This window comes from Pseudomaricurvus hydrocarbonicus (genome assembly GCF_011602365.1).
GTDB classification, from domain to species: Bacteria; Pseudomonadota; Gammaproteobacteria; order Pseudomonadales; family Cellvibrionaceae; genus Pseudomaricurvus; species Pseudomaricurvus hydrocarbonicus.
This window is the reverse complement of sequence record NZ_JAAONZ010000014.1, coordinates 79,060-105,049: the sequence shown is the minus strand read 5'-3', so window position 1 is coordinate 105,049 and position 25,990 is coordinate 79,060. Positions and strand designations below refer to the sequence as shown.

21 protein-coding genes are annotated in these 25,990 nt (G+C 51.9%); 4 read left to right on the top strand and 17 right to left on the bottom strand.

The window, feature by feature from the left end:
- Positions 1-321: 321 nt before the first annotated feature.
- The 4 genes from G8770_RS16385 to G8770_RS16370 all read right to left on the bottom strand — a co-directional run bounded on the left by G8770_RS16385 (position 322) and on the right by G8770_RS16370 (position 5,336).
- Positions 322-1,032, bottom strand: coding sequence for a pseudouridine synthase (locus G8770_RS16385; RefSeq protein ID WP_167189216.1), 711 nt, complete (start codon positions 1,030-1,032; stop codon positions 322-324).
- On the bottom strand, positions 1,029-2,417 hold the full coding sequence (locus G8770_RS16380) for an MATE family efflux transporter (RefSeq protein ID WP_208022317.1): 1,389 nt from the start codon (positions 2,415-2,417) through the stop codon (positions 1,029-1,031). The genes G8770_RS16385 and G8770_RS16380 overlap by 4 nt, the downstream gene beginning before the upstream one ends.
- Before the next feature lie 773 nt (positions 2,418-3,190).
- Complete coding sequence (locus G8770_RS16375; RefSeq protein ID WP_167189213.1) at positions 3,191-4,366, bottom strand: vWA domain-containing protein; 1,176 nt, start codon at positions 4,364-4,366, stop codon at positions 3,191-3,193.
- Between the two features lie 124 nt (positions 4,367-4,490).
- Positions 4,491-5,336 (bottom strand): AAA family ATPase, encoded by an 846-nt coding sequence (locus G8770_RS16370; protein ID WP_167189210.1) that lies wholly within the window; start codon positions 5,334-5,336, stop codon positions 4,491-4,493.
- Positions 5,337-5,691: 355 nt separating this feature from the next.
- On the opposite strand from G8770_RS16370, the gene G8770_RS16365 reads away from it, so the two are divergent.
- Positions 5,692-7,155 carry a coniferyl aldehyde dehydrogenase gene (locus tag G8770_RS16365; RefSeq protein ID WP_167189207.1) on the top strand — a complete coding sequence of 488 codons (1,464 nt, stop codon included), beginning with the start codon at positions 5,692-5,694 and terminating at the stop codon, positions 7,153-7,155.
- 136 nt (positions 7,156-7,291) lie between these two features.
- On the opposite strand, the gene G8770_RS16360 is transcribed toward G8770_RS16365, so the two are convergent.
- The 4 genes from G8770_RS16360 to G8770_RS16345 all read right to left on the bottom strand — a co-directional run bounded on the left by G8770_RS16360 (position 7,292) and on the right by G8770_RS16345 (position 10,585).
- Complete coding sequence (locus G8770_RS16360; RefSeq protein ID WP_167189204.1) at positions 7,292-7,759, bottom strand: rhodanese-like domain-containing protein; 468 nt, start codon at positions 7,757-7,759, stop codon at positions 7,292-7,294.
- A 193-nt stretch (positions 7,760-7,952) separates the two neighbouring features.
- Positions 7,953-8,285: an Hpt domain-containing protein gene (locus G8770_RS16355; RefSeq protein WP_167189201.1), complete on the bottom strand. Its 333-nt coding sequence runs from the start codon at positions 8,283-8,285 to the stop codon at positions 7,953-7,955.
- Positions 8,286-8,476: 191 nt separating this feature from the next.
- Positions 8,477-10,183 carry an ATP-binding SpoIIE family protein phosphatase gene (locus G8770_RS16350; protein WP_167189198.1) on the bottom strand — a complete coding sequence of 569 codons (1,707 nt, stop codon included), beginning with the start codon at positions 10,181-10,183 and terminating at the stop codon, positions 8,477-8,479.
- A gap of 96 nt (positions 10,184-10,279) precedes the next feature.
- Positions 10,280-10,585 (bottom strand): STAS domain-containing protein, encoded by a 306-nt coding sequence (locus G8770_RS16345; protein WP_167189196.1) that lies wholly within the window; start codon positions 10,583-10,585, stop codon positions 10,280-10,282.
- Between the two features lie 537 nt (positions 10,586-11,122).
- Here G8770_RS16345 and G8770_RS16340 point away from each other — a divergent pair.
- The 3 genes from G8770_RS16340 (at position 11,123) to G8770_RS24695 (ending at position 13,943) form a co-directional block, all read left to right on the top strand.
- Entirely contained in the window at positions 11,123-11,299 is a 177-nt protein-coding gene (locus G8770_RS16340; protein WP_167189193.1) for a PA3496 family putative envelope integrity protein, read from the top strand.
- 605 nt (positions 11,300-11,904) lie between these two features.
- Positions 11,905-13,332, top strand: coding sequence for a tyrosine-type recombinase/integrase (locus G8770_RS16335; RefSeq protein ID WP_167189191.1), 1,428 nt, complete (start codon positions 11,905-11,907; stop codon positions 13,330-13,332).
- Between the two features lie 422 nt (positions 13,333-13,754).
- Positions 13,755-13,943 carry a helix-turn-helix transcriptional regulator gene (locus G8770_RS24695; protein WP_167189361.1) on the top strand — a complete coding sequence of 63 codons (189 nt, stop codon included), beginning with the start codon at positions 13,755-13,757 and terminating at the stop codon, positions 13,941-13,943.
- Between the two features lie 657 nt (positions 13,944-14,600).
- On the opposite strand, the gene G8770_RS16325 is transcribed toward G8770_RS24695, so the two are convergent.
- The 9 genes from G8770_RS16325 to G8770_RS16285 form a co-directional block, all read right to left on the bottom strand.
- Positions 14,601-16,310 carry an FAD-dependent oxidoreductase gene (locus G8770_RS16325; RefSeq protein ID WP_167189188.1) on the bottom strand — a complete coding sequence of 570 codons (1,710 nt, stop codon included), beginning with the start codon at positions 16,308-16,310 and terminating at the stop codon, positions 14,601-14,603.
- A gap of 30 nt (positions 16,311-16,340) precedes the next feature.
- A complete protein-coding gene (locus G8770_RS16320) occupies positions 16,341-16,967 on the bottom strand; it encodes a gluconate 2-dehydrogenase subunit 3 family protein (RefSeq protein WP_167189185.1) in 627 nt (208 codons plus the stop codon).
- Positions 16,968-17,182: 215 nt separating this feature from the next.
- On the bottom strand, positions 17,183-18,256 hold the full coding sequence (locus G8770_RS16315; RefSeq protein WP_167189182.1) for an NAD(P)H-dependent amine dehydrogenase family protein: 1,074 nt from the start codon (positions 18,254-18,256) through the stop codon (positions 17,183-17,185).
- An 82-nt stretch (positions 18,257-18,338) separates the two neighbouring features.
- Positions 18,339-18,827 carry a TetR/AcrR family transcriptional regulator gene (locus G8770_RS16310; protein WP_167189180.1) on the bottom strand — a complete coding sequence of 163 codons (489 nt, stop codon included), beginning with the start codon at positions 18,825-18,827 and terminating at the stop codon, positions 18,339-18,341.
- Between the two features lie 114 nt (positions 18,828-18,941).
- Positions 18,942-20,543 (bottom strand): hypothetical protein, encoded by a 1,602-nt coding sequence (locus tag G8770_RS16305; protein ID WP_167189177.1) that lies wholly within the window; start codon positions 20,541-20,543, stop codon positions 18,942-18,944.
- Positions 20,544-20,598: 55 nt separating this feature from the next.
- A complete protein-coding gene (locus G8770_RS16300) occupies positions 20,599-22,041 on the bottom strand; it encodes an MFS transporter (protein ID WP_167189174.1) in 1,443 nt (480 codons plus the stop codon).
- Between the two features lie 903 nt (positions 22,042-22,944).
- Positions 22,945-23,562, bottom strand: a complete 618-nt coding sequence (locus G8770_RS16295) for a TetR/AcrR family transcriptional regulator (protein WP_208022316.1) — start codon at positions 23,560-23,562, stop codon at positions 22,945-22,947.
- Positions 23,563-23,660: 98 nt separating this feature from the next.
- On the bottom strand, positions 23,661-25,412 hold the full coding sequence (locus G8770_RS16290; protein ID WP_167189172.1) for a hypothetical protein: 1,752 nt from the start codon (positions 25,410-25,412) through the stop codon (positions 23,661-23,663).
- A 62-nt stretch (positions 25,413-25,474) separates the two neighbouring features.
- Complete coding sequence (locus G8770_RS16285) at positions 25,475-25,981, bottom strand: VOC family protein (RefSeq protein ID WP_167189169.1); 507 nt, start codon at positions 25,979-25,981, stop codon at positions 25,475-25,477.
- Between the last annotated feature and the right edge of the window lie 9 nt (positions 25,982-25,990).

Genomic DNA, 25,990 nt, shown 5'->3' with positions numbered 1-25,990 from the left:
GAAAGGTCGATAATCGCCACCCAGCACGCATCAAATAAGCCGTGCAGCTTACAGGAAAAGTGCCCAAACTGCCACGATCCGAGCCCCAGGCAAAGCCGCTACCGCCCAGATATAGGGGCGTCAGTGCCACTGGAGCCTAAAATTGCCACCGATTCAAGCTCCGGCTCTTCATGATCTGCCGCTGCTACCCCGGCAAAACCCGGCCTGAGCTCCCGGTTCAGGCCATTGCCAGCCGTCCCCGGCCACAGGCCCAACCACCGGCTTCGCCTGCTGACTGACGTGGCCGACAAAAGAAGCTTTACCCAATATCAGCAAAGAGTGTCAGGATGACAGAGCCTCCACTTCTGCAGCCGTCAATGCCCTGGAATCCCCGGACAGCAGATCATCCGGCAGCGCCAGAGCACCAATAGCCTCTCGGTGCAGGTCGACCACCTTATTATTAAAACGGCCAAACATTCTTTTGATCTGATGGTAGCGCCCCTCTTCCAACACCACTTTAGCTTCATAAGGGTTGATGATAGTCAACCCGGCGGAGCGAGTGGTGATACCTTCAAATTCAAAGAACATCCCTGCCGCAAAGGCCTCGATATATTCATCGGTGACGGGCCGCGCCAGGGTGACGTGATAAAGCTTGGGCACTTTGGTGTCCGGATGGGTCAATGACTGAGACCACTGGCCATCATTGGTCAATAACACCAAACCTGTCGTGTTAAAGTCCAGCCTTCCAACTATGTGCAAATTGTGACGCTCATGAGCAGGCAAAAGATCGATGACCGTAGTGTGCCTGGTATCCTGGGTCGCACTGACCACACCTTTGGGTTTATGCAGCATGATATAACGAGGTGCCCGGGCAGACAGCAACGCTCCGTCAAACTCCACCCGACAAAATTTATCCACCACCCGATGAATCGACCGAGCCACAGCACCATCCACCCGGACCCGCCCCTGTGCCAGAATCAGGCGCACCTCCCGCCGCGGGATGTGCAGTTCATGACTGAGATAGCGGTCCAGTCGTGTCCGGCAAGTGATCATAAATTGGCGGCTTCAACCGGAGTCCACTCTTGCGGAATGTGCTTGCGCCATCCCGAGCCGGTCAACCGCAAAGTAAATGCCAAAGCCAGAGCCAAAATCAACCCCACAAAGATCATCCACGCCATTTTTGGTCCCAACTGCAGCTCAACAATCACCACATACTGCGCCAACACCATGAGCCAATGCAATAACACCGAAGTAACCATAAGCCAGCGAGTGTCTCCAGCTCCGCGCAACACACCACCCGCCACCAGAATCACCGCATCGGCCATGACGTAGCTGGCCATGCCGATCATCATCCAGCTCGACAGCTGAAAAATGGCGTCGTTTTCCGTTGCTGATGTCATAAACACACCCACCAAGGATTCCCGGAAAAAGATAAACAACAAAGCCAAACTACCGGAATACATCAATCCCAACACGAACCCCGAACTAATGACCGAATTCAGCCGCTGAAAATCCTGTGCCCCCATGCAGCGGCCCACCATACTGATCACAGCAATATGCAAGCCCACCATGGGCACAAAGGACAACAGGTCCCAATTCAAAACAATGGCTGCCGACGCTCCTGCGGTTACACCGTAGGACTGAAACAATAAAATGAACACATTGAAGGCCGCAACATTCAGAAACATTTCAAGGCCCGAGGGAAAACCCAAGCGCCAATAACGATTGAACAGCGGCCGATCAAATTGATAGGAATCGGCAACCGAAAATTCAGTACTGTTACTGCGCGAACGGTAAAACAGAAAAAACAATACCAGGGCAGTAAAATTACTTAACACGGTACCCCAGGCGGCACCCGCGATCCCCATTTCGGGCGCGCCCGCATAGCCAAATATCAAACTGTAGGAAAGCGGTACATTGATCACAACCCCCAGCAGATCCACTATCATCACAACTTTTGTATTGCCAATACCCGCAAAAAACGACGAGAAGCACGCTTTAAACAGGGTCAGAAACCCCCAGGCCAGCAGAATTTCAAAATACTGTTTCTCCAAAACCAGCTGTTGCGGATCATGACCCAAACCATCAAAGCTGAGATACACCCCATACCCCATGAACCACAGGATGGGTGTACACAACCCAGCGATAAAGAGTCCTTGGGTCACAATTCTGGAACACAGGCTTTTCTTTCCCGCACCTAAATACTGAGCGACCAAAGCATTGCCGTACGACAGCAGCCCTATCCAGAGAGACATACACATGAACGCTGCCACCCCACCACCCAGCGTTGCCGCCACATGAGTAGGGCTCACCAGCGACATAAAAAAGCGGTCGGTGAAAATCATCAGCGCAAATGTACCCTGGGATATCACCATGGGGATCGCGATCGCGATCAACATTTTTAACGTTTGTTTATCTGTTCGAATTAATGCCCACATTCTTCCATTCCATGCCCGATCCCTTCCGAGATAAAATCAGTTATTACTTAAAATAGCGATATCATCGATATCATCATCGTGATCCATCGTCCCTCTTCCTTTTCTCTACATCGGTTAGTAGCACCTGTGCTAAAAACCGGACAATCACTGCCCTGGTATCAAGCTCAGCCCAATTTCCGGGCATAAAAAAACCCGGTAGATCCAAGACCCACCGGGTTTTCAAGAAACTTGCCGGGAGGCCTCAATGCCCCCCATAGCCATGAGAGACGTTAAAAATCCACAATACGCAGTGCCGCACAACACGGCTTAAAGCCATGGCGCAGATCCGTTACGACCCCTGTCACGAACAGAGAAGTCGCAATAGCTTGTGGATATTCAATCATATACATGTTCAGTCTCTTTAAACCTTGTCTGTAAATGCGTTATTTCAATACAGCGCAGATTTAAAAATCTGCAGGATTTGGAACGCTGTATTGGTTGCCATCGATGGCTTTACGCTACGTTTACCATGATCCAGAAGGCGATAATTTTTACAAACTGCTGGTTGGGTAACATTCGATGGAGAAAAAGATGACTGCAAGCGTATAGAATACCCTTGAAAAGTCAACAGATTTTCGGGCTTTGTTCAGCCATTATAAAAAACGGCAAAACCTCACCAACACCGGACAACCTTTTCATGACGTCCCAGCAATCATCATTTGAAAAAGCCATTAAAAATGCCAGCATATAGCTGGCATTTTTGAGCGATCACAAAGAGTTGTCCGCCACAGGGGTTACTTGGTCAGGTACTTTATACCTTCATCCAAACCCTCCAGTGTTAACGGGTACATTTTGTTATTCACCAGCTTGCGAGTCATGTCAATCGTCTGGGTATGATTCCAATACTTTTCCGGTGTCGGATTCAACCAAATGACTTTGTTAAAGGTTTCCGTTAACCGCTGCATCCATACGTAGCCCGGCTCTTCATTCATGTACTCAACACAACCGTACTGAGTACTGATTTCATACGGAGCCATGGAGGCATCCCCGATAAAAATCACTTTATAATCGCTGGCGTAAGTATGAAGCACATCAAACAACGCAGTGGTATCGGTACTGCGGCGACGATTGTCTTTCCACAGATACTCATATATAAAGTTATGGAAATAGAAATATTCCATGTGCTTGAATTCAGTTTTACAGGCTGAAAACAACTCTTCACACACCCGCACATAGGGATCCATAGACCCACCGACATCAAAAAACAGTAAAATCTTCACTGCGTTGTGGCGCTCAGGGACCATTTTAATATCAAGAAAGCCGGCATTATTGGCCGTAGAGCGGATGGTGTTGTCCAGATCCAGCTCTTCGGCAGCACCGGTGCGGGCAAACTTGCGCAGCTTACGCAGCGCCACTTTGATATTGCGAGTGCCCAATTCAACGTCATCCGCCAAATTTTTGAACTCGCGCTTATCCCAGACCTTAGCCGCAGACTTGTTGCGGCTCTCACCGCCAACCCGAACCCCTTCCGGGTTATAGCCACTGTTACCAAAAGGTGACGTGCCACCGGTGCCGATCCACTTATTGCCCCCCTGATGCCGTTTTTTCTGCTCTTCAAGGCGCTTGTTAAACTCCTCAATCAGCTTTTCAAGCCCACCCAGGGATTCAATCTTGGCCTTCTCTTCATCGCTCAGCGTTTTCATGAACTCTGCACGAGTCCATTCATCCGGGATCAGTGCTTCAACAATACCGTCGAGGTTTTCCAGGCCTTTGAAATAAGCGCCAAAGGCACGATCGAACTTATCAAAGTACTTTTCGTCTTTGATCAGGCACGTACGTGCCAACAGGTAAAACTCGTCCACACTCCCGAATGCCAACTGCTTTTCCATTGCTTCTAACAGCACCAACAGCTCTTTCAGAGACACAGGTACTTCGGCCTTACGCAGGCCGTAGAAAAAATTGACTAGCATCTAATACTCCTTACCGAGCACCCGTTTTGGTTTTAGCGCCCTTCGTAAACATACCACCCGGCAAACCTGCTACCCAGCCTATGCTCAATTCAACCACAGCACTCGAACCAAGACGGTTCTGTATTTAGGCGTTTTTACGACGAGTCATAAACGCAAGACGTTCCAGCAAATGCACATCCTGCTCATTTTTCAGTAAAGCGCCGTACAAAGGTGGAATGGCCTGACGGGTATCGCCACTCTGCAGCACCTCATCCGGAATATCGTCGGCCATTAACAATTTAAGCCAATCCACCAACTCTGAAGTAGAAGGCTTTTTCTTCAACCCCGGTACCTGGCGCACATCAAAGAAAACATCCAGTGCATCCCGAACCAGATCAGCTTTGATGGTCGGAAAATGAACATCAATGATCTGTATCATGGTTTCACGGCTTGGGAAACTGATGTAATGGAAGAAACAACGACGCAGGAAAGCATCAGGCAATTCTTTCTCATTATTACTGGTGATAATCACGATGGGGCGCTGCTTGGCCTTAACCACCTCCCCGGTTTCGTAGACAAAGAATTCCATCTTGTCGATTTCAACCAACAGGTCATTGGGAAACTCGATGTCAGCCTTATCGATCTCATCAATCAATAAAACAACCTGCTCTTCGGACTCAAACGCTTCCCACAACTTGCCTTTTTTCAGGTAGTTGGCGATATCGTTCACTTTTTCATTGCCCAGCTGAGAGTCCCGCAAGCGCGACACCGCATCGTACTCGTACAACCCCTGCTGTGCTTTGGTGGTTGACTTAATATGCCATTGAATCAAACGCATTCCCATGGATTGCGCCACCTGCTCCGCCAGCATGGTCTTGCCGGTTCCCGGCTCCCCTTTGACCAGCAGAGGACGCTGCAGGGCTACGGCCGCATCAACGGCCATTCTCAAATCGTCTGTGGCGACGTAATTCTCAGTACCTTCAAATTTCATGAATCTTTCCCTTGGGTTGGCAATGGGCAGAGTCTATCACAGCCCTTTTCACGGGTAGCCATTCAGTCATTGGGAGCCCCCCGATTGCGCGAAAATGAACAGCAAATCGGCCATTTTGACCTCTCTTGCCGCTCAAGCTGAGCTCGCCTGGAGATCACGGACAGCCTCTGCAAGCCCAAGGCAGGACTGGACCCAACGGGCTCATAGGAAAGAAATCCCAAATCCTGCTTCTCATGCCCTCCGCATTAGGTTAAATTTGTACGTTAGTACTATTTTAATAATACGCTATGGTATACCCAAGAGCGCCGACTACATCTTGGCGCTTTGCCCACTGATGATGCGCCGGAGGCATTGCATGAATATTTCTGTAGAAACATCGGTTAACCGCTCCACGACTGCAGCTACGGATGAAACAACTGGCTTGAGTCGTTTTCAGCAGGTTTTTAACCGTCAGCGTCAGCTTTCCCGACAGACGCCCTACCCAAGTCTGGAACAACGTCTGGACAGTCTGGACAAGCTGGAAAACCTATTGCGGGACAACCAGGAGGCCATTGCGGCCGCGATCTGTGAGGATTACGGCAATCGCTCCAGCCAGGAAACCCGCTTGCTGGAAGTCTACGGCCTGCTCAGCGGCATAAATTACACCAGAAAGCGCATTAAGAAGTGGATGAAACCTCAGAAACGCCACGTAGGACTCGCATTTTGGGGCGCTAAAAACACCGTCATTCCACAGCCCAAGGGCGTGATTGGCATCGTGACGCCATGGAACTATCCGTTGTTCCTCTCCTTGAGCCCCTGCATCAGCGCCATCGCTGCCGGCAATCGCTGCATCATCAAACTGGCTGCCAACTCACAAACCCTTGCAAGGCTTCTGGACGAGCTGATCAAAGCCCAATTTAACGACGACACGGTGGCGGTCATCCCTGGCGTGTCCGCTACGGAATTCACTCACCAACCCTGGGATCATCTGGTGTTTACCGGCTCACCTGGCACTGCAGTGACCGTCATGGAAACCGCCGCGAAAACACTGACACCGGTTACCCTGGAGCTGGGTGGTAAATCACCCACCATTGTTGCGGATGACTTCGACGTGAATACCGCAGCCGAGCGCATGTTAATGGGCAAGTTTTTTAATGCCGGGCAAACATGCGTCGCTCCCGATTACGTCTTCGTGCCCCGCTCAAAAACCGAGGAGTTCGTGGCGGCGGCAAAACGCATTGTCAGCCAACGCTACCCTACGGCGCAAAGCAAGGATTACACGTCCATCATTGACCAAAAGGCATTCAACCGCCTGAGCAATACCCTGGCTGACGCCAAGACAAAAGGCGCCAACCCCATTAACCTGCTGGGCAACGACCCGATTGATGAAAGCAACCGTAAGATCCCCCCACATCTGGTACTCGATACCACCGATGACATGATGATCATGCAGGATGAAATTTTTGGCCCCCTGTTACCCATCAAGCCCTATGACACCATTGATGATGTCATTGCTTACATCAACAGCCACGAGCGCCCTCTGGCACTGTACCTTTATTCCAATAACAAGCCGCTGCAGGATCACGTTATCTATAATACGCTGTCGGGAGGCATGTGCATTAACGACAGTGTTTTCCATGTAGCTCAGCACGACATGCCATTTGGTGGTATCGGCAATAGCGGTATGGGGCACTATCATGGACCTGAAGGCTTTAACGAATTTTCAAAATTACGCCCCATCTTTAAGCCCGGAAAAATCAGTGGTATCCAGATGATGGCGCCGCCCTACGGGCCGACCTTTGAGAAGATGTACAATTTAATGGTGAAATTTAAGCTGTAAGGGCGTGAGTTCAGAAGCACTCTGATTCAAGGAATCTTAACCAGAGTCCTTTCTGCAATACAAAAAAAAGCCGGATGTTTTAATCCGGCTTTTTTGTGAGAAGACGTCGCTGGGGGTATTGGCGGTTACCGCACCGCTATTGCTTGGCAGCCATCCCCATCTGGGAGCGCTCATCCACGACAGCCACATGACTCATGACCGCCGGAAAATCCTCTAGCAGCCAGGCAAAATACCCAGCGCGAAAATAAAAAACATTCTTAAACCCCCAGTATACGCTCACTGCAGAAGCATACGCACTGCGCAGACAGTTTGAACTGTTGCAGTAGAGTACCAAGGGGGTATCACGAGTCACGCCTTCAGCGGCATAGAGCTTGGCAAAGTCACGCTGAAAATCCAGGTGTACAGCGCCCGCTATATGGCCTATTGACCACTCTTCATCAGCTCGGACGTCGACAAAAAGCGCGCCGCGGTCGTATAGCTGCTTGGCCTGAAAGACATCGACCGTTACGGCTCCGGTAATTCCCGCGGGTGATTCATCGCTGTAGGAACTGACAGCAAGAAACAAACCTGTTATGCACAGGACCCAGCTCAACACAAACGGCATAGCGACTTCCCCACCAGAAAACCCTCCACAGACAAGGCCCATGGAGAACTATCCGCAAGGGCTCGTAATATGAAGTGTAGGCAAAGGAAGTTTTAGGGCTTAGTGTGTTTTAGACTAAAGGCAGGATGCCAGCTTTACGAATTGATACAAGCAGCCTGAACGTTGGGCGTGGGGGTAATTTCATGGTATCAATTTATAGCCCCTCCAAAATTGACCTCACTTGATCAAACTCCGCTTTCACTTGATACAGAACATCTTCCAACCCATCCAGCTGGTTCTCCTTAGCCCTGTGCTCAACCTGAAAACACAACTCAGATAAACGCACAGCCCCCAAGTTGCTACTGCTGCCTTTGAGGCTGTGAGCGGTCTGTCTGAGCATCTCCCCATCGCCTGCGTTAAATTCCTCGAATAACTGCGGGATGCGTAGCTGGGCGTCGTCCAAAAAGGTGCTGACCAACAATTGAAAATCGTCCTCCATAACCTCTTTCAACATGCTCAAGGTATCTGTATCCACAGATTCGTTCATAGCATAAAACTCCTGAAAATAGGCTCTACAGCCGATCGGATCTCGGGAACCTGAGTTGTGGCCCGTTCTGGCCCCTGTCCTTCCCGAATGCTGATCTTCACGGATCTTGACAGCGCTTAAACACCCGCCGCCAAACTCACTGTCGGTATTGCGATTGGAAAAAATATTAAAACACGATTCACCAGCACAATCTAATCATCGGCATCCCATACAAAGGTCACTTCCACCTGATTGCCATTACCCAAATATCGGAGACTGTGACTCAGGGACCGAATCAGGGCAATCCCCCGCCCACTGTAAGCCTCCAATCGATGGCCATTATTGATGTTTTTCACATGCTCAAAACCATCACCGGAGTCTGTCACCCGAATGGTTAAAACGCCCCCAGCCCCCTGAGTTTGATGCTCCATATCAAAACGGATAAAACCTGCCGAGAGGGCATCCATACGCTTTTGACGCTCTTGATAATACCGTTCAAAACCCTCAGAGGTTGTTTTCCAGCTGGAGGGGAGTCTCAACACCCCATGCTCCAGTGCGTTTGAATACAACTCTGCCAGAAGAGTGTACAAAGTCCCGCTATGCGATCGTAAACCGGGCACTTCCACCAGGATATTCAGCAGCAGAGGCAAGGGATCAAAGAGCTTCAAGGTAGAAGTCTTGAGCTCCAGTGTCATCGACCACTCCTGCAACCCACCGTAGCGACTGGTCGTATACTCCTGCCGAGTATCGGGCAATTGTCCGGGGTCAGCCATCGTCAGTTCGATCAAGGATAAATCGTCGTCACGCTGACCGTCAGAATATTCATGAACGGCATCCAGTATCCGTTCAAACACCGTGTCTGCCTGAGCGTTGTTTTCGAAGAGTTGCTTTAGTCGCTCCTCACCGAACATTTCCCCGTGTTTGTTGCGGGATTCTATAATGCCGTCAGACCACAAATACAGCCGGTCACCAGGGTTCATTTCAACTTGTTCGCAATCATCCTTGAAATTAGCGTCATTCAAAACCCCTAGCGGTAAATGAGTAGAGCGCACCGTATCCACGGCTCCTGAGTCAAGCCGATGGATATAACAATCTGGCAGCCCCCCATTCCAGATTTTAATTTTCCTTTTGGAAAAATTCATATCTACTATCGTGGCACAACAAAAAACCCCCACTGGCAGTATTTGTTTTAGCTTTTGATTGATCTCCCGGAGGATATCGACCATTGAATAGCCTTTTCCCACCATGCCATAAAAAATTGAAGACAGTGGCATCGAGCCTATGGCCGCGGGCAACCCGTGACCGGTAAAATCGCCTAACAAGACCATCATACTACCGGAGGGACGCACGGCAGCGACAATCACGTCACCATTAAAGATGGCCAGGGGGGAGAGAGAATAGCGGACGTTAGGCGCATTCATGCTGCCAGTGTGGGCAATTTTATCAAAAATTTGTTTCGCCACCTCCTGCTCCCGCATTAAGTGACTGTTGTGCTGAGCAATTTGATCCCGTTGTAATTGAACCATTTGGTGCATTTCACGCATTCGTGAAAAAGCTTTAATTTTTGCCTTTAAAATTACACGACTGTAAGGTTTTGACAGAAAGTCATCACCACCCGCTTCAAGGCATTTAACCAAAGAGTCTGTATCGGCAAGCGAGGTGAGAAAAATGACAGGAACCAGGTCTTCACCCGCCAAAACTTTGATCTGGCGAGCAGCTTCAAACCCATCCATGACCGGCATCAGCGCATCCAGTAAAACCAGGTCCGGATGGTGCTCTTGGTAGGCCGCTACGGCCTTAATTCCATTATCGACACTGATGACCTGATGGCCTTCCTTTTTGACAATAGCTTCTAAAATCAATCGATCCGAATCTGTATCATCAGCGATCAGAACAGTTAATGCTCGGGATTCCAACATAGGGTAAGCAGACGCCTTTATATGTGTAAACTCAACTGTGGTTATACCTGCTGGCTTCACTCAAACAACCGGCCTCGCACATCCAGACAGACCGAATTACCGAATGGTAAACAGCTGCTCAAAATTAGAAATGGTTAAAATCTTTTTGACATCCGGGCTGCAATTCACAATTTCGATATCAGCTGAATTGCCACCGGCATGGTCTCTGAGCAACAGCAACATACCCAACGCCGAACTATCCAGATAATTGGCACCATCAAGATCAACCACAAACTGGGATGGAGCCACCGGCAGTGACTCGTAGGCATTTCTAAACTCCTGATGAGCACTGAAATCAAACCGCCCACTGATGGAGATGGTCAACTTTTGTTCAACTTCAGAAAGGTGAGACTTAATACTCATAAATACGCCTTTTGCCCTCTACCCAGCCTGTCAATTCTACCCCGGCAAGCACTCCAAATGTCCCCGACAGCCATTCCTGCTGCTGCGCACCTTGTATCCAATAGCTAACGGACTGAAAGTGATCGGTCCCCGTCCCCCCCAAGACTCAATGCCCGGTTCACAATGACGGGAAAATCCCCATCAATCGGGTGCTCAACAATAAACCATAACTAATATTAGACCAATATCTGCCAACCTCTTCAGAATTCAACCACTGAGGGCCCCCAGCATTCCTCACACGTTGACACCGACGTCGGTGCACTGGCGAAATTCGCACCAAAATAGACCCAAACTGGCTTGAAATCGTCATTTTTTGCACCGCCGAAATACCCCTGACTGTGCGACCGGGAGGGAGCGCTTGTTGGTCACAGATATTTCACAAAATCATCATCCAATGTGCTTGACCCAAGTCCCCTAAACGGTATATTTTTCATGCGAGCTTGATACATTAAACCAATAAAAAATACAGGCACGGTATCGACAAGGAGGAATCTCGATATGAGCAACGAACTCTTACAACCAGAAGCCACCACCAAGTCCAACACCAAAAACAATCGACGAAGCAGCGCCGAAGCCAAAGCCCTGGAACTGGATGCCCGGCGTAAATTAGAGGAACGGCTTGAAGACATGCGTCTCGAAAGAGAAATCGTCGAATTCGACTTCGATTACGCCTGATTCACGGAGAAACCCACCCCAGATTGTCAAAAGAAAGCAAGCAGTGATGCTCGACCAGATCTGCTTGCTGCCCCCGGATGAACGTCTCTCAGACCGACCGAAGCCCTCAGAATAGTCATGTGAGGAAGGCGTTGTTAACTTTTCCTCTCACGCACGAGCAAGCCTGGCGAACAGCCTGTAAGCAAGGACGAGCACGCAGCCAGCGACCTATTATTCAAGCTCGCTGACGATCACACACAAAGTGCACAGATACGCGCCGGCTCGCCCTGCATCAGAAATCAGACAGCACGCACCGCCCCAAGCCAAACGACATTGACCGAATGCACCAGAGCAAAATGCTCAAGGCTACACGTTGCGCGGGAAAACAAGGAAGTAACAGGAGGGTTTGCTGTCGAAATGGCCCGCCCTAGTGGATTCGAACCACTGGCCTTCCCCTTAGGAGCCAGCTATTAGTTGTTTTTTACTGTGCGGTAAAATCCTAACCTATTGTTTTTATTATATTTATTGTTCGGCATTGTTCGTTGTTTTCCGTGGCTGCATGCTCATATTGGCTGCATATTGGCTGCATGATATGATGCAACCAATAGCTAATGATAGGCTGAGCCATGAACAATAAGCCTCGCCAAAGATTAACAGCGATCACCAATGCTAAAGCGGACAAATTCGCCTCTTCAGCGGGAACTCGTTCACAACTTAGCTGTGCCAATATCAGCGGCTTTCATCTTGTAAAGAACGCTAGCAGTGCTTCTTGGCGTTATCGCTATACCGACAGTTCAGGCGTTCGAAAGCAAATTACTATTGGGCAGTACCCCGCCATGTTGCCACAAACGGCTGCAGCGATAGCCGCTGAGTGGAACAGTCGAGGCGCCGACCCACTGGGTGAAAAAGAGAAACAACGAAGCCAACAACTGCAACAGGCCCAAGAGGCCGGACGTCGTACACTACGCAACTACCTCGACGGACAATACTCCCGAACTTTGGCAACGTTTGGTGAGAAGAAAGCACGAGCCTACCGCTCCGAAATATTATTTAGCTTTGAAACGTTCCTCGATCGCGATATGGCCACCTTAACCCGTCGTGACATGGGTGAATGGCAAACCAGAATAGAAAAGCAGAAAAAGCGCTACAAGCCTAAAAACGGCTCATCTCCCTTTTACGACCATAATACAATTACTCGTTTTTTCGGGCTCTTGCGTGCCCTCCTCAACCAGGCGGTGAAAGATGAAGTGCTAGAAGTAAACCCTATCCAGGGGTTTGCGTTGAAACCACCCGTATATAACGAAGCAGTTGAGGAAAAAGAACGCCGCCTGGAAGCAACACGCCGAATGCTAACGCCTAGCGAAATGACCCAATTGCTGATTGGGCTAAATATGTTCGGCGAACGAAAGCGCGCAGAAAGACGAAATAGCCGTGCCCACGGCAAAGCCTATCTGCAAGAATTGGATTCTGTAGAATATCCCCACTGGTTTGTACCCTTCTGTCGACTTTCTATGTCCACTGGTTGGCGCCCTGGAGATATATACGCGCTTAGATGGGAGGAGGTAGATCTGCGCTTCAGCGGCAAGCTGCGTAAATACAGTGAAAAATCGAAAGCCACAGCACGGCGCAAAGGCAAGGCCGGAACGCTGATGGAAGTCCCCCTTTCGGCCAATACAAAGCAACTACTTCAGGCTTGGAAGAAACAACAAGACAACCCCGATACCGGCCTGGTTTTCCCCTCACCGGTTACCGGACAGATGATGGCAACCGACGCTCACTATGATCCATGGTCCGACACAAAAAAATACGGAGGGCTCCCTGAGGAACTCCACTATTACGCACTGCGACACCACGGGATAAGCACAATGGTTGCTGCCGGAATCCCTCTTCTTTCCGTAGCAAAGATCATTGGCCACAAGAGCGTAGAACTGATTGAGAGGCACTACGGACACCTTTGCCCTGACAGCGCCCAAGAGGCCATGGACGTTATAGAGGCAACAATCAGCAAAGCGCAAGACAATAAATCTACCATTCCAAATAATTTCCAAAGCTAGATTTTGTCTCGCCCCCATTTTTGTGACCTACTACCAAACCAAACAAGGATAAGCGCCACACTACTTAGCCTATTTTTTCATCGTATAAGCCTCAGTTTATAACCTCATCGAACAAACACTCAATGAGAGATAAGTCACTTTCAACCCCTCTTAAATACTATTGCACACCATCGAACAAAGTTGGTTTCTGTGAAAAAATAGTAAGCTGAGAACATCATCTGACGTTAGCGAGCTATTCGATGTAACGTATGATTGACGAATTACGATCAAGCCGTAAAATCAAGTTACATTGACAAACAACTTTAGTTTCAAAAGGTTTTTAGCAATAAAGTCGTAGTAATCAGCTCAGTTAAAATTCGAATCAAGAAATCCTAAGGGGCGCCATCGTGGAACCTAGATCTAACGAAACCATTTCGGAATTTATGCGCCCCAATACAGCGGCTAAATATATCGGCGTGTCACGGACAACGCTCTATGTGATTTCGGAAGTAGACGAAACATTTCCACGAAAAATAAAATTTTCTACTCGCTGTGTTGGATGGCGCCGATGTGACCTAAGCCTCTGGCTTGAAAGAAAAGCTGCACAAGCAGAATTGGGAAATAATGACTAAAGCCAATCTTAGATTAGCCAGATGAATCAATATCCGTTTATAGTATGTTTCGCTGGAAGCTATACCCCTCCTCGCGAGGTAGGCCTGAACATCCGTTATGCCTTTGGTTCCCGTTAAAAACCAGTTGCCTCACACAATCTTGTATAAGGCGCCCCAGGAGTAGCAGACGACATATGCCATAATTGGGGACTGGCCATAAGTAGTGCTGCCGCTTTAGTGGCGGCGGTGGCCAGCTTCCCCGAAATGGATTCTTACCCGAGCCACTGGCTCGCCGTCATAGCGCCGGTGAGCCAGGATTGGCAACGTCCCACTTATCGCCGACCTCAAGCCGGAAGACCTCCCTCTTCCTCCTGAATATATCAACCCCCATCTGTAAACGCTTACAGATCCTGTTGTTAATCTATACTTTGCGGCTCCACAACTCAAAGAACGACCCGGTTCAAGCTGATTGCCAGTCATAACAATAAACTCTCAGTGAGACGCCCATGCCCCGCTTCGGCACCTTGAAGACTTGGCGACCACGCCTGCTCGCCATTCTGTTGCTACTCGATTTTAATGAAACCTAGATACGCACGCCCAGAGCGACAATCAGCACTACCACCACGGCAGCGCTGATTTTCAGGTATTTTTTTGATATTCATGGATACCTTCCCGGCCTTAAATCACACCTGCTTCCAGCTGCTTCACCGCATAATCGCAGGCTCGGGCCGTAAAGGCCATGTAAGTCAACGACGGATTGACGCAGGAAGAGGACGCCATAAAGGAGCCGTCTGTAACAAACAGGTTGGGCACATCGTGAGCCTGGTTGTATTTGTTCAGCACTGATTGAGATGGATCATTACCCATGCGGGCGGTGCCCATCTCATGAATGCCGGAGCCCGGGACGGAGAGGCTTTCGGCATCGCCAAAGGACATGGTAAAGGCGGAACCCGACGCATCCACAATGCGCTTACCTTGTGCCTGAATATCCTTCGCCATGGCCTTTTCATTGTCACCCCAGTTGAACTCAAACGCTACCTGCCGCATGCCGTAACGGTCCTTTTTCTGGCTCAGGTAAACACGATTTTGGGGATTGGGCAGACACTCGCCAAAGCCGGCGGCAAAGAAGGTCCAGGTGTTGGGCAATTGAGCCAGCTTGGCTTTCAGGCCAGCACCAAAGCCTTTCTGGTTGAAAGAACCGGTCCAGTTGCTGTTATTGATAATCGTCTGATAGCCGTAGCCGCGTACAAAACCCAGATCCTCTTTCTGGCCAGGCAGGTTGCGGAAGCGCGGAATGTAGAGCCCGGTCGGGCGGTTGCCGTAGTAATAGGTATCACGATTATCGGCAAACATGCCCATAGTGCCGAGGCCGAGGAAGTGGTCCATCAAGTTCTGCCCCAGCACACCACTGCGATTGGCCAGGCCGTTGGGGAAAGCTTCACTGGTGGAGTTAAGCAGCAGTTGGGTGGAACCCACAGTAGAGGCGCACAGGAACACCACTCGCGCACTGAAGCTGTGACGCTGCAGGGTTTCGGAGTCAATCACATGCACCTTGCTGATACGCTGGGTCTTCTCGTCATACTCCAGTCGTTCCACCACCGAGTTGGGTCGCAGGGTCATTCTGTTGGTGGCTCGCGCAGCCGGCAAAGTGGAGCTTTGGGAGCTGAAATAACTACCGGTAGAACAACCGTTCTCGCAAGGACCACAGTAGTGGCAAGCGCTGCGCCCGGGCAGGTCTTCGGTGAGGATGGCGGTGCGGGCGTTGGTAAGGGTGACGTCCGGCGCGTTTTGCTTCAGACGCTCGGCGATGGTTTCCTCCACCGCATACCAGGGCATGGGCTTCTGGAATTCGCCGTCCGGCAGCTGCGGCAGGCCTTCCTTACGACCGTTCACACCGATGAATTTTTCTACATAGCTGTACCAGGGCGCGATGTCGTCATAGCTGACAGGCCAGGGAATCCCGTGGCCATCTTTGGCGTTAGCCTTGAAGTCTTCCTCGCTCCAGCGGTAGGTCTGGCGCCCCCACATCAGCGAGCGTCCGCCCACTACTCCGCCGCGGAACCACTGGAACTCCGAGCCCTCGTCGGTGGCGTAAGGATTGAGCTTGTCATTGTTCCAGAACTGTATGTTGGTCGTGCGGAAGGCGTGTAGCTTACTTTGCACCTCGTAGTTTTCCGCTTCCAGCTCGCGCTGGGGTTTACCGTTAAAGGGAATCTTCCAGCTCGGGGCATGTTCGCCCAAATATCCAGTGCCGTGTTGCAGATCGCGGCCTCGCTCCAGCACCAGCACCCGCAGACCCTTTTCAGTAAGTTCTTTTGCAGCCCAGCCACCGGTAATACCGGAGCCCACAACAATGGCGTCGAAGTCGTAATTTTTTGCAGTAATCATATCAGGCTATCCGTTCTCAGATCGGTCAACTCAGCGAATGGTCGCAAATGGCGCCCAGGTAGTGTCACCGGGCTTTCGGGGGTAGTGACCGTCAAATTTCATCGGCATGGGGTTGTAGCGCAGAACCTGCTTCACCCCCGCTTCGGAAGTGAAAAAGCCCCAGATGGTGAGTTCCTTTAGCTGGCAAATGAATGGCGCATCGCTGATAAAAGTGCGCCGCACATTACCCATGGCATACCAGGGACTCTTGCTGGCAGCAGCCTCCAGTGCTTCCAGCACTGACAATTGCTGTTCAGCACTGAGCTTGTCATAGGACGCGCCCAACTCCGCGGGGATGCCAGTCTCCAGATTTTGAAGTCCGCTCATAAAAATTGAACTTTCCTCATCGTTGAGCCAGTCCTGCACCATCAGCTCGATAAAGTGGGGGACGCCGGCATCGATAGCTCCGGGTGTGTCCGTGCGGGGGATGATCGTTTCCGCCGCGGCGGCGACTATGGCGCGCTGCTGGCTGGAAAACAGGGTCGCCGGCATTTTAACGTAGTCATCCGCCGAGGCGAGATAGGTCATTTGCGTCTGACTCAGCGCCAGCACATGGCCGGATACGCCAGCACTGCCCACCAGAACGGCGGCGCATTGCAGAAACTCTCTTCGGTTCATTATAGTTTCCTCTCACATTCTTCCGATTTTTGTTACGTCTTGTATGATCGGGCAGTACCGGATCTTATGCACTGCCCACATCTCCACAGATCAATTAGAGCAATGATCTGAAAAACTTTATTGTTCACATTTGATTAATTATGCGAGGAACAGAATAGGACGTAACCACGCTCTGCCCTATCTCGCCTATCAAATCCCAGAATGCAAACCGTGAATTATTTGACATGGAGTACTGACCCTAGCCAAGGAAATATCTGTGGCAGTTCTGCAGATGTGACGATGCCATGACGAGCAAAACACACGGAGGGGATTGCATTAACTGGGCGATGCGCAGTGAAATTGGGCATAATGGCAGCCCGTGTAAGCGGATCCTGAGAAATCGGGAACGTGATGGTAATGTCCAGCGGCGCATCGCCTTCAACCAGCACTCGCCAACCGTCCTCTCTCAGCACCCAATCAGCTTCCAGGTCCGTGGAGACGAACCAATTGGAGCGAAAGCGCAGCACAGGCCTGCCTTGGTGCAACCCGGTCACAGTATGACGCTGACCACCGACACTGCCAGCCGCAATGGTTGTGGTGTGTAACAGAACCGGCTGACGGGTTACTGCAAACTCGCTGTCGACAGAAACCTCATCAAACTCAAGACCAATCGCACTCGCTATCACGCCCAGCGAGTGCCCGAACACCGTGTCCCGCTCTGTGAATTGCAGCGCTGAAAACACGTCCGGCGCTTTGCCGAAACCCATGATATTCAGCAGCATGTCTTCCGAGCAGGTATCTACACAATTGGCAAATTCGTCAATGGTCAGGAGATCCAGCCGCCGCTGCAGTGACAACAAGGGTGGCAACAGCGCCTCGGTGATAAATCCCGGGCTACTGCCACTGGAATGAATTGAGCTGTTGCCTTCCCGGCAGGCGCTTTCCACCCGCTCCCGCAAAGACGTATCCATGGCAGCCGGATTGAAAAACTCGGCGCGGGTGGTGACAACATTCACACCACGGGCAAGTAACGTACAGACCTCATCGACGTCGGTCCGGTCCGGCATATACACCACACAGTCAGGTTTGAGTGCCAGAATGGCCTCCATGTCCTGGCAGGCCAGCACCCCGGTTGCTGGAAGGCCACACAGCTCACCCGCGTCAATACCTTCTTTCGCAGGCGAATAAACCCTCACTCCAACCAACTCCATTGACGGGTGCTCAAGCACCGCTCTCAAGGCGCTGCTACCAACGGTGCCTGTGGCCCACTGTGCAACGCGTAACTTTCTGGCAGGTTGATTATTATTCATATTTTGCTCCTGTTGGCACGCCGATGTTATATTGTGTGGTGTGTGTATCAGCCCCTTGGCTCTTGCTCTCTCACCCCAATGCTCAGGGCGTTATGATGGTGTACAGGTATTCGGCCACGTCTGTGGCGGGTACATCACCTTGCTGTTGCAACCACCACGACAAGGTTTCGATCATAGTTGTCACCGTGAGAATAATTGAAAGATCCCGAGGCAGCCTGCAGGACTTATCACCATGCGTTTGTGCAGCCACCTCGCGGGAGATGCGCAGTAACTCCGCTTTAATGGTGGCCGCCGCGCCTCCGGTTAACAACGCCGTCCACAGTGATCGATGGGTATCAATGTAACGGCATTGAGCCTGACAAGCTTCCAGCGTGCCGGAAGCCTCTAACAGCGGCAGACACAACCCGACCATGCGCTGTGTCTCATCCGCCGCCACATCATCCAGCAAGGCTTCCTTGGTGTCGTAGTGCCGGTAAAAAGCTGCATATCCGACTCCGGCTTCGGCCGTAATTTCACGCACCGCAATCTGCTCCAGTGACTTTTTTCCAGCAACCTCAGAAACCCCGAGCAAAGGGCCATTCTGGAGCGAATGAAACGGGCATCCTGCTTCTGCGCTACTGACATGTCAGGCTTGCTCGGACCAAACTCATAACCCTGGAATACACATGCCTGCGAACCAGCATGGTCACTGACATGCGGCACTGTCGCCGCCCGGAAAGACGATGTAGTTAAGACTTGCAGGCGAGAGCGTCAGCTCACCCGGCTCAACCGGTACGGCCTCCAATAGCGGCAGATCATTGTCAGGCGTCAGCGCTAACACCGTCCCATTGACCATGGCCTCATCTGGTGTGTTGCCTTCGGTCAACACATAGAGCTGCGCTGCTGCCGGAGCCTGCACTGTGCGTGTATTATCCGGGTCCAGATTAATGGCCAGGACCGCTACGCCACCGGGTTGATCGCGCAGACAATGGGCGTAGAGGTGCAGGTCACTTGTCCCTTTACCCGCATCCAGCACTTTCGTTCCCATAAACTGTCGCCACAGCCAGGCTGCCCAGTAGTTGGGACGCGGCCTGTGCGTCGTGTCATCCAGCAATCCGTAATCACTCGCCGCCAGAGTGTTGTGCATATAGACTTGCACCCCCTGCCGGGCAGAGCGGGCCAATTGATCGGTAAAGCGGAATACATCCGTAAAGGTAGATGCCCAGGGATTGCCGCCGCACGCCGTCTCACCGGTTTCGGTAATCCAGAGCGGCGCACCAGGTGCTACCTGATCACGCAACCCACCGGTCGTTGCAATCGCCTTGTCGATCAGTCCCAACCAACGGCTACTCAGCGCATCCTCTTTGCCAAAACCAATCACCGGTATCTTGCCGCAGCGCTCTGATCCGCCCCCATAGAAATGGAACGACACGGCATCAGGCGCTGGCTCATTCCGTGTCATCAAATCTTCGCGTTCGAACACCGTCAGACCCGATGCCCATTTGCGCAGGAACTGGTTAGGCTGGCCAAGCTCGGCAGCTCCCGGACCCAGGATCAACGTTGAGGGTGAGGCTTTACTCAACCAGTCATGAAAACGGCTATAGTCGCGCCGATAATCCTCTGGCGTATAACCTGCCGGCGCCTGCGTCAGCTCAACCGTTTCCGGTTCATTGGCAAACTCCGCCGCAGCGATCTCTGCCCCCAGATTTTGGGTGTAAGCCAGCCACGGCTCTGCTTGCAGGGACCACTGCCACACCCCATTGTCGTCACGTGCGCCAGGACTGGTGGCAAAAGAGGTCACAATAGCGGCGTCCACCCGACGGGAGAATTCCACCGCGGCTCGCCATTGTTCACCAGTCAGCACGGAATCAAACCCCTCTGGTGCTTTGCCCCTGGTCGAGTTGTCCGGGTCGAAATAGGTGGCATTTGCCCAAGTGCCACTGACACGCATATAGGCCGGCCCCAGAGCGGCGGCCAGTGCCGTCAGCCGCGGGTCGGACAGATCCAACGGAGGGCGGTACTCATAGCGATCATCGCCCTCCTGTTTGCCATCCTTGTAGGGACGCCAGAAACGGCCACCTGTAACTTCGACCATCTCCACATTGTAAGAAAGAAATCGATCGCTGACGGTGCCGACCAACTTCATCGACGCAGGATCGATCACCTCCCTACCGCTCCCCAGCCCGCGCAGGGCAAGCCAGACAAGCACAACCAGAACGACCAGCAGAGCCATAAGTTGCAGCGCAAGGATTTTACCTGTTGCCCAGCCTTTATGACCGGATCCCGACATTTTGTTATCGTTTAGCATGTGTTACCTGTACTTTATCGACTGACGTCGATGTTCAATTCGTGACCAAACTCCTTTAAAGACATTTACCTACAGTAGTCACCTGGCCTACTTCGGGAGCAGCCCGGAGCCCATTTCTGGAAAACAGTAAATAAAGAACAAACACCAGGAAGATGCCGGCAGCGACATACCCCATGGTCAGCGTATAGGAGGCTTGCGACGGGAAGTGCCCACTGCCATCCTCCAGAGTGACGGTGGATACACTGAGAAGATAGGCCACAACCTGGGCACCTATACCGGTTGCGGTGCCCCGCACCACAGTCATCATGCCGGTAACTTCACTGGTCCGCTCGGGCGGCACCACCCGGGAAATAATGATCGGCAACATGGCAAATAGGAATGAGCTTGACCCGCCCATCAGAATCATCAGCAGCACGATAAATGGCACCGAACCATGATGGATCATGGCGGTAAACCAGCACGCGCTGAGCAACAACGCCCCAAAGGCCATACTGGATCGAATGCCATAGCGAAGGCTGAACCAGCCGGCAATAGGGCCGCCGATAAACGCCATCAGCGTCTGGGGTTGCAGCAACAGTCCTGACATGGACGCTGACAAGCCAAGGCCCGCGCCGGTCTCTACCGGTTGCTGCAGTAAAATGGACCAGATTTGCTGGAACTGATTCCAGGTCAGACCGAGCAGTGCGGCGCAGAGCACCACCAGGGTGATCTCTCTGCTCTGCAGCAAGCGGATCTGCATCAATGGCTGGCTGGCTCGCAGCTCACTCCACACCCACGTCAGCAGGAACGCCAATCCGCCACCCATCAGCAACAGGGTCATACCATCGGTCCAGCCCCACTCCGTGGATTTCTTGAGCGCCAGCATGATCATGACAATGGCGGGCACAAACAGCAGCCCCCCCAGATAGTTGGTCCCGGCCGCTGCCCCGGATGCACGCCCTTGCGGCACACAGACATACACGATCAGCCACGCCAGAATCCCGACAGCGGCATTGGCATAAAAAATCCAGTGCCAGGTGAAAAGATCCACCAGCACACCGCCGGCCAACAAGCCCAAACCACCCGATACGGTCAACACGGCAGAGAGCACCCCCAGATACAGCGGCAGCGCCTTGGAATCAATTTGCTCGCGGAGAATGCCGACGCACAGCGGGAAGATGCCACCGGCAGCCCCCTGAATAATCCGGCCGATAATAACCCCGGTCAGGGTCGGCCACACGCTGGCGATCAGCGAACCAATGACACTCAAGCCGATCACCAGCAGCAACACCCGGCGGCGCTCAAACATATCCCCCAAGCGTCCGAATATGGCCGCGCTCACGGCACCAGACAGCAGAAAGGCGGTTATCGTCCAGCCAACCGCCGATGGACTGCCAAAGTCCTCGATCATAAAGCGCAAGGCCGCGAACGCCATGGAGACTTCGAACGTTGACAGGACTTCCGCCGCGACCAGCGCGCCCATCAGTTTGTATTGAAAACCACCTGAATTGGCCATCATCTTTTAATCTTTATTGTTGAAACCTACCCAAGCAGGCTCATTAAAATTATTGCTAGGGCCTGCAAGTGCCCAATCCGATACACTTTCTGTTCAGTTTGTGACGCTAGCCATTACAGCTGACAAGCCCGACACCAGTTATCGCCAAGCTCAGCAACAACGCCCTTCAGTGGCGCAGGTCTCCCAAACATCACTAATGATACTATGTGAATCATTAAGGGGCAATCATAATTCCCGGATAGCAGCTGATAATCAGTGGGCACGCAAAATTATGAAGAAACCGTCCTGTCCGTACACACGGGCAGAAGGGGACCAATAAAACCCATAGCGCCCGGTTTGCACAAGGGCGATTGTGATTGAATATTGGCCCATTCAATACAATGGTAAATGAGTCGTGAAAAAGCGAATTAGTGCTTTTCCACAGGTTTATAGGGCATCATTGGGGTAACCGAAATACATGCAAGCCACACGAAAATATTAATTATTTTCATGGCATCTCATCATTATTTTTGGTTTTTTTACAGACCGCCAAAGGTATTAATTAATGTCTCGCTCAGCATCCGGTTAGACGAAACTTCATTACATATATTTCGCAAATCATAGACTTATATTGCCGTGTCGGCTTTGTGGTTCTCATTGGCGCAAAAAATGAAGAATACACAAAGTTTTCACTGCAACTTCAAGCAATATTCTTTAAATGGATAAGTTTCGAACGGGCAACAGGTTTCGCTAATGACGGCTGCATTTAGACTGTCTCATTCGCCACGCCAGCACGTGAATTATTGTTTTATTGTTTGCATGCCAGTTTAAAAACACTACCAGAAGCTGCCCAAAGCACTGTAAGGCAAACCAGCCACTTGGCGTCATCCGTAAGCAGGAATCAAGATCGGGCCCACAACGGCCAATCTAAGCGGGCAGGTAGTCGCGCATGAAGCCACACAGCGCGTCGGCAACTACTTCAACCCTGACAAGCCCGACCTTGTCATCCGGGTTGGTAACGGCACTGGCACAAGCCCAGACGATTTCAATCACCAACAACTCCGCCCGGGCTCTAGGATAAGGGTCTTGACAGTTATCATCCATCGCAATCGCAAATGCCCGGGATCGCTCCGCTAGTGCCGAGAGCCAGGCGTAACCCACGTTGCGACCATAATTCGGACTGCTCTTCGACCGATGCCCGACAATCTGACTCAGCAGCGACAGAAAAGCCGATTCCTGCCTGAGGAAATTACCCACATCCAGCAACCAGGCCACCACCTCTTCTTTGGTCGGCGTTGGCCCCGGGAACTTTGCCATAAATTCCCGCCCCCGCGCCGTATAAACAGCCATCAGCTCTTCCAGAACCTGATCTTTATCTCGAAAGTGGGCATAGAACGTCGGGCGGCTGGCGCCGGCTTCCGCCGCAATCTGATCAACAGTGGCCGCCTCATAGCCCTCACGGTCAAAAATACGGCCGGCCGCATCCAGCAGTCGATTGTGGGTATCTTCCTTCTGCACATCACGTAAAGTTTTTTTGACGGCCATAATCGGACTACTTGGTGCTCTGTCTATGGTAAAGGTCGGATTATAAGTCATATTCACCAACAATACCGTGTCGAATCAAATCCGAAGACCGCCACCCCTTATTCAGCCTCTGCATTCTTCATCAGAGATACCAACTCCTGAGTAGGGATAAATGCTGTCACCCCTTCGATTTCGTAGGCTGCCGATATGCCGCGGAACTCCCCAATTTGTGGATCCCAATAACCGTCCGCAGCGCGCCTATAGGCATTGTAGAGGCTAGGGCACTGAAAACGCATAGTCGGCTCCAGGATGCGATTGCGACCCCAATTGGTCATCCGCAACCGCCAGTCAAGATAGCCGCCGACCACAGCTTTCATGCGGCGATTCGGTAACAGCTCGATTCGCATCTGTGCGTTGCGCAGCTTAAAGGCGTTCTGCCCCCCCTCCTGCCAGGTCATTTCAGCAACGGGCTCGGTCGTCACAACGCCGTTGTCTATACGACCCTGAAACTGTGCGGCAAACTGGGTGAATTCGGGATTGTCCGAGAGGCGAAAGGTATAGTCCGGCTGGATATCCGCCCCATCCGCGGTTTTCACCATGAGGTCCTTGGAAAACAGCACGCTGACCAGCACATCGTCATCGTTCTTGTCGTCGTCAATGCCGCTGATATTGACCAGTAGCGTTACAGAGCCGTTGCGCATCATTTCGTTCGCCACCTTGGGGATATTCCCCCCCGGACGGAAGCCCGGCACGCAGCCCTCAACCACATACAATTGGTTGTCAATGCCTTCCCGGCCGTCCTCAGAGACAAAATTCTTGTGCCGGTGCGTCTGTGCGGGAGCCTCACCTCTGCCATCGTAGTTGTCCAGGTCGAACCCCACCACCGTCTCGGTCTCGGGCGCTGCATGTCCCGGATCCGGTACAATTCCCGGCAGCGCACACACGTTCAACCCTTCCGGGCCGCGCAGGGCGATACCCTCCCGCAGTGTTGCCAGGCCACCCGACTGCATCAGCTCCGCCTTGCCTCTGGGAACCTCCTTCGGGTCCCACAAAGCGAAGTATTCATCCATGCCCGGCTCCCGGTTCATCGTCGGGCAGTCCCCCTCCTCAGTCCCCCCCTGCAACTGAATCCAGGTTAAAAGAAACGTCTTGCTCTCGCCCGAGGACGGCAAGGGCAGCAGCCTGGCCGGATCGGCTGTGGTTACGATACGACCGGCACCTTGATAATTGATCCATTCGATATCATCAAACTGCAGAATCAGTGCTTGCTCGGGCGCGCGGGATACCTCGGGGCAACTCAAATTCACGCCCTGCAGCTTGTATTCGAAATAGTCCGGCACCTCATCCGGTGGCGTGCCCACCTCACCAATGCGCCGAGCCAGCTGGGAGGACTCCGCGTAAGTCAGCTCCGGAATCCTGACACCGCGGTGACACAGCTGCATGAGCGGGGCATAGACATCACTGCGTTTATCCAGCGCCACGGCCAGGACACCAGCACCGGATTCAGGCGCCCAGGGAGGGGACATAAACAGTCGGGTCTCTTTCGGCTTCCACATTTTTGCGTCGCACACAAATGGGTTGCCTTTTTGCGGTTTACAGGCGGAGGTTTCAACCCACTCACGGGATTCAAGTTTGACCCAACCCTTGTAGTGCCCCCCCTGCCAGCCGCTGTCAATTCCCGGTATCCGCAAGAAACTCTCTCCGACATACCCGGCCTGTACCGATAACGAAACCGTGATTGCGAGCAACAGCGCAACGGCAACCCTGCAGCCACCTGGTACATCACCAGGTCTGATTCGTCGCCACAGGGAGCCGCGGTCACAGCGCTCCAACCCCAATAACACCCACCACTTTCGAACACACCTTTTCATAGCCGATAACCTTTATCAAAACTTCTGCCCCTGCTTGTCGAAAGCTCAAGCCTGCACGCTACTCAGCCCTTTTTGACAGATGACAGAATCCTCGGATCCAGCTGATAGAACATGATCGGATACCCGTCGGGGTCGCTGCTGTAAAGATGGCTGACATCTTCTTCGCGGACGCTATAGCCGGCTGCTGTTAACCGCTCTTTATAGAAATCATTCGAGGGCACCATAAAAATCAATGACCCGGCTTTGTTGACAACCTCCGCAACCGCTGGACCTCCGGCCTTCGCCACCTGCAAGGTAAGCATCATGCCGTCGAGAAATTTGCCACTGCTCGAGAGCATGATTTCCACCAGCTTACCGTCCCTTTCCACGCGACCAACCGTCTTCAGACCAATCACACCGGTATAGAAATCAATAGAACGCTCGATATTGGAGGCCTGCACGATCACACCGGTTAGCTGACCGCGGAGCTCCGCATGAGCATCCGGAGCGTCACCGCCCAAAACGTCAGTGAACGCACCGAAAAGTCCCAGAAAGCCGGTTATGAACAAAATGAGTTGCTTGTGTTTCATGCTGCCTCC

What these genes read in the sequence shown, in the direction of transcription:
- G8770_RS16370 (WP_167189210.1), bottom strand. Translation starts at nt 5,336, where the DNA reads ATGAAATTTGAAGGTACTGAGAATTACGTCGCCACAGACGATTTGAGA.
- G8770_RS16375 (WP_167189213.1), bottom strand. Translation starts at nt 4,366, where the DNA reads ATGCTAGTCAATTTTTTCTACGGCCTGCGTAAGGCCGAAGTACCTGTG.
- G8770_RS16380 (WP_208022317.1), bottom strand. Translation starts at nt 2,417, where the DNA reads ATGTGGGCATTAATTCGAACAGATAAACAAACGTTAAAAATGTTGATC.
- G8770_RS16345 (WP_167189196.1), bottom strand. Translation starts at nt 10,585, where the DNA reads ATGAGTATTAAGTCTCACCTTTCTGAAGTTGAACAAAAGTTGACCATC.
- G8770_RS16340 (WP_167189193.1), top strand. Translation starts at nt 11,123, where the DNA reads ATGAGCAACGAACTCTTACAACCAGAAGCCACCACCAAGTCCAACACC.
- G8770_RS16350 (WP_167189198.1), bottom strand. Translation starts at nt 10,183, where the DNA reads ATGTTGGAATCCCGAGCATTAACTGTTCTGATCGCTGATGATACAGAT.
- G8770_RS16295 (WP_208022316.1), bottom strand. Translation starts at nt 23,562, where the DNA reads ATGGCCGTCAAAAAAACTTTACGTGATGTGCAGAAGGAAGATACCCAC.
- G8770_RS16290 (WP_167189172.1), bottom strand. Translation starts at nt 25,412, where the DNA reads ATGAAAAGGTGTGTTCGAAAGTGGTGGGTGTTATTGGGGTTGGAGCGC.
- G8770_RS16365 (WP_167189207.1), top strand. Translation starts at nt 5,692, where the DNA reads ATGAATATTTCTGTAGAAACATCGGTTAACCGCTCCACGACTGCAGCT.
- G8770_RS24695 (WP_167189361.1), top strand. Translation starts at nt 13,755, where the DNA reads ATGCGCCCCAATACAGCGGCTAAATATATCGGCGTGTCACGGACAACG.
- G8770_RS16320 (WP_167189185.1), bottom strand. Translation starts at nt 16,967, where the DNA reads ATGAACCGAAGAGAGTTTCTGCAATGCGCCGCCGTTCTGGTGGGCAGT.
- G8770_RS16325 (WP_167189188.1), bottom strand. Translation starts at nt 16,310, where the DNA reads ATGATTACTGCAAAAAATTACGACTTCGACGCCATTGTTGTGGGCTCC.
- G8770_RS16305 (WP_167189177.1), bottom strand. Translation starts at nt 20,543, where the DNA reads ATGCTAAACGATAACAAAATGTCGGGATCCGGTCATAAAGGCTGGGCA.
- G8770_RS16315 (WP_167189182.1), bottom strand. Translation starts at nt 18,256, where the DNA reads ATGAATAATAATCAACCTGCCAGAAAGTTACGCGTTGCACAGTGGGCC.
- G8770_RS16360 (WP_167189204.1), bottom strand. Translation starts at nt 7,759, where the DNA reads ATGCCGTTTGTGTTGAGCTGGGTCCTGTGCATAACAGGTTTGTTTCTT.
- G8770_RS16285 (WP_167189169.1), bottom strand. Translation starts at nt 25,981, where the DNA reads ATGAAACACAAGCAACTCATTTTGTTCATAACCGGCTTTCTGGGACTT.
- G8770_RS16385 (WP_167189216.1), bottom strand. Translation starts at nt 1,032, where the DNA reads ATGATCACTTGCCGGACACGACTGGACCGCTATCTCAGTCATGAACTG.
- G8770_RS16300 (WP_167189174.1), bottom strand. Translation starts at nt 22,041, where the DNA reads ATGATGGCCAATTCAGGTGGTTTTCAATACAAACTGATGGGCGCGCTG.
- G8770_RS16355 (WP_167189201.1), bottom strand. Translation starts at nt 8,285, where the DNA reads ATGAACGAATCTGTGGATACAGATACCTTGAGCATGTTGAAAGAGGTT.
- G8770_RS16335 (WP_167189191.1), top strand. Translation starts at nt 11,905, where the DNA reads ATGAACAATAAGCCTCGCCAAAGATTAACAGCGATCACCAATGCTAAA.